Source organism: Yoonia sp., from assembly GCF_036770585.1.
Classification (GTDB): Bacteria; Pseudomonadota; Alphaproteobacteria; order Rhodobacterales; family Rhodobacteraceae; genus Yoonia.
Genome location: NZ_DAIPIW010000060.1, coordinates 11,985 through 15,887 on the forward strand (window position 1 = coordinate 11,985; position 3,903 = coordinate 15,887).

Here is a 3,903-nt window from a genome sequence, read left to right on the forward strand (position 1 = left end):
TGCCTGTCCGCCGCGACCTCTTGCGGGACCGGCCAGCCGTCGTTTTCCAGCCAGATCCCTGCGACAAAGCCGGACCCGCTGGCCCGTGACAGGGCGCGCCCCTGATCGGTCATGACCCCGATCAAGGCACCATTGTCCGCGACCAGCACCGCAGGCCGCGTGGTCAGCCCCCAAAGCAGTGCCGCCGCAAGCACCGTGCCCCCCGCCACGATCCGCAGCAGCCACCCCTGCAACAGAAGGACCCCCAGCAGCCCCAGACCCAACAGCGGCAGCACCGCGGCCTGTGGCGCAAAGATATGGCTGACCGACCCTTCCCAGCCCGAGACCGTCTCGGCCACGAAGAGAATCCACGACAATCCCTTTTGCATGATCCAAAGCCCGATCTCCCACAACCCGAAGGGCGCAAGGCAGAGCGCCAGCACGCCCGCAGGCATGACCAGCGCCCCCATCAGCGGCACGCTGACCACATTCGCCAGCAGCCCGTAATGCGGGATCTGGTTGAAATGGGCGGCGGCGAAGGGGGCGGTCGCCAGACCGGCCACGAAAGACGACAGGACGACCGAGAGAACCCCCTTGCTCCACTTTGGCCACTGGCGCAGGTCGACGCGCCGCAATGCGCTGAAGGCGGCGACCAGCGCTGTGGTCGCCGCAAACGACATCTGGAAACCCGGGCCGGTCAGCGCCTCGGGCTGCCAGACCAGCACGATGACCGCTGCGATGGCGACAGCGCGCAGGGTCAGCGCGCGGCGGTCCAGCAGCACCGCCACCAGCATCACCGCGACCATGACGAAGGCCCGTTCCGTCGCGACATTCCCCCCCGAGAGCGCCAGATAGAAGGCCCCCGCGACCAGCGCGCAGAGGGCTGCGATCTTCTTGGTGGGCAGCCGCAGGGCGATGATCGGCACCAGCGCCAGACCATAGCGCACCAGCGCAAAGATGAACCCCGTCAGAAGCCCCATGTGCAACCCCGAAATCGCCAAGAGATGCGCAAGGTTGGCGCGGCGAAGGTCGTCATAGGTCGCCTCGGCGATGCCCGAGCGGTCACCGGTCATGATCGCCGCCGCAAAACCGCCTGTCGGTCCGGGCATGGCGGTTTGCAGCGCCTCGGACAGCGCCATGCGCCATGCGAAGATGCGCATGGCCGGCCCCATCCGGTCGGGCACCGCCAGCCGCAGGACGGGCGTGCGGGTATAGCCCACGGCACCGATCCCCAGAAACCAGGCATGGCGCTGGAAATCGAACCCCCCGGGCTCGGCCGGGCCCGCGGGCGGCGACAGATGACCCGTCAGGATCAGGGTCTCGCCCGGTGCGACATCCGCGATCGGCTGGTCGCCATGCAGCGAGATGCGCACCCGCGCGGGGGTTCGTTCCGGCGACATGCGCGCCAGCACCACGCGGTCCAGCGTCAGCCGCAGCGCGTCCGAGGCGGAACGGTCGATCCCGACGACCCGCCCCTCGATCGGACCGTAGTAGCGAAAGGTCAGTTGCGGGGCCGCGACAGCCTCGGCCCGGAATTTGGCGACACCGAAGCCCGCGATCACAAGGACCGTTGCGATCAGAAGGGGGGCGAAAGCCTCGGCCACGCGGCGCGCGCCGATCAGGCAGGCAAGGGCCAGCAAAGCCAGAGCGGCCAGAACCACGGCGTCGGGTTCCACCTTTTGCAGGAAATACACACCGATCCCGACCCCGAGCCAGACAGGCACCCAGGCGAAATGCATCTCGCGCTGCGCCAGCAGCATGGACAGAAGCCGCGCCTGCACTTGTTCTTCACCCCGCCATTGCGTATCCCCACGGCCAACCGCACCCTAGGAAATGCTGGTTAGCGAAAGGTTAATTCCCATGTCCGTCGTCACGCGCTTTGCCCCCTCGCCCACCGGCGCCCTGCATATCGGCGGTGCCCGCACGGCGCTGTTCAACTGGCTTTACGCGCGCGGACGCGGCGGCAAGTTCCTGCTGCGGATCGAGGATACCGACAAGGCGCGATCCACGGACGAGAACCGGCAGGCGATTCTGGACGGGCTGACCTGGCTGGGTCTGGACTGGGACGGCGACCCGATCAGTCAGGCAGAGGGCGCCGCGCGCCATGCAGACGTGGCGCATCAACTGCTGGCCGCCGGCAAGGCCTACAAGTGTTTCAGTACCCAGGACGAGATCGAAGCCTTCCGCGAAACGGCCCGCGAAGAAAAGACCTCGACCCTGTTCCGCTCGCCCTGGCGCGATGTGCCGGAGGCCGAACATCCCGGACGTCCTTACGTCATCCGCATCAAGGCCCCGCGCGAGGGATCGACGACCTTGCATGACGAAGTGCAGGGCGATGTGACATGGGCCAATGAGCAGCTGGACGACATGATCCTGCTGCGCTCGGACGGCACGCCGGTCTATATGCTGGCGGTCGTGGTGGACGATCACGACATGGGCGTCACCCATGTCATTCGCGGTGACGATCACCTTGCCAATGCCTTCCGGCAGAACCTGATCTACGAGGCGATGGGCTGGGACAAACCGGTGCTGGCCCATATCCCGCTGATCTACGGGCCCGATGGCAAGAAACTGTCGAAGCGGCACGGCGCGACCGGTGCCGCCGAATATCGGGCCTTGGGCTATCCTGCCGCGGGTATGCGCAACTATCTGGCCCGTCTGGGGTGGAGCCATGGCGACGCCGAGTTCTTCACCGACGCGCAGGCGCGCGACTGGTTCGATCTGGGCGGAATCGGCAAATCTCCGGCCCGTTTCGACGTCAAGAAGCTGGAGAATCTCTGCGGCCAGCATATCGCCGTCGCCGAGGATGCTGCGCTGCTGCATGAATTGCAGGGTTACCTTGCGGCAACCGGCGCGCCAGCCCTGACCGGGATACAGGAAACGCGGTTGCGTGACGGCATGTATGCGCTGAAAGAGCGTGCCAAGACCTTTCCTGAACTGGTTGAAAAGGCGGCCTTTATCCTCAGCGACCGTCCGATCCTGCCGGACGAGAAGGCGGCGCAGGCGCTTGATCCTGTATCCCGTGGTATACTGGACGAATTGACGCCGCAGTTGCAAAATGCTAGCTGGAAGAGAGAAACCCTTGAGGGGATCGTCGCCTCTACTGCCCAGGCTCATGACATGAAACTTGGCAAGCTTGCGGGACCGCTGCGTGCGGCACTCGCGGGGCGCGCGGTCAGCCCGAGTGTGTTCGACATGATGTTGGTCCTCGGGAAGGCGGAAACCATCGCCCGCCTGAAGGACGCCAGCGGCTGATACCTGTCTGTTACCGAGGTGCGGCATGCCGTTGGGGAATGAAACGACCCCTGCCCGCTCTGTCGTGCAGGTCCGAGAGGGGAAGACCATGGCCGAAAATACAGATACCGCGATCCTGACGCTGAAGGGCAAGACTTACGAATTGCCCGTGCATTCCCCGACCACCGGCCCCGATGTCATCGACATCCGCAAGCTTTACGGACAGGCGGATGTCTTTACCTACGACCCCGGTTTCACCTCGACCGCCGCTTGCGACAGCACGATCACCTATATCGATGGTGACGCGGGCATCTTGCTGCACCGGGGCTATCCGATCGACCAGCTGGCATCGAAGTCGCATTACCTCGAAGTCTGCTACCTGCTGCTTTATGGCGAACTGCCCTCGGCCGAAGAGCTGGAGAAGTTTGAATCGCTGGTGACCAATCACACGATGATCCACGAGCAGATGCACAACTTCTTCCGTGGCTTCCGTCGCGATGCGCATCCGATGGCAACGATGGTGGGCGTGGTCGGCGCGATGTCGGCCTTCTACCACGACAGCACCGACATCAATGACGAACACCAGCGCGAAGTCGCAACGATCCGTCTGATCGCCAAGGTGCCGACGATCGCGGCGATGGCCTACAAATATTCCATCGGCCAGCCCTTCGTCTATCCGCGCAACGATCT

At 64.8% G+C, this 3,903-nt stretch carries 3 protein-coding genes; 2 read left to right on the forward strand and 1 reads right to left on the reverse strand.

Annotated elements, in window-relative coordinates:
• Window positions 1-1,760, reverse strand: a 1,760-nt coding sequence (locus tag V7N12_RS10770) for a ComEC/Rec2 family competence protein (protein WP_333714543.1), incomplete at its 3' end; no start/stop codon positions are given.
• A gap of 79 nt (window positions 1,761-1,839) precedes the next feature.
• On the opposite strand from V7N12_RS10770, the gene gltX reads away from it, so the two are divergent.
• Together gltX and V7N12_RS10780 are read left to right on the forward strand one after the other, a co-directional pair.
• A complete protein-coding gene (gltX, locus tag V7N12_RS10775; RefSeq protein ID WP_333714544.1) occupies window positions 1,840-3,234 on the forward strand; it encodes a glutamate--tRNA ligase in 1,395 nt (464 codons plus the stop codon).
• A gap of 88 nt (window positions 3,235-3,322) precedes the next feature.
• Window positions 3,323-3,903: citrate/2-methylcitrate synthase (locus V7N12_RS10780; protein WP_333714545.1), on the forward strand; the 581-nt coding region annotated here is incomplete at its 3' end.

What these genes read in the sequence shown, in the direction of transcription:
- gltX (WP_333714544.1), top strand. Translation starts at nt 1,840, where the DNA reads ATGTCCGTCGTCACGCGCTTTGCCCCCTCGCCCACCGGCGCCCTGCAT.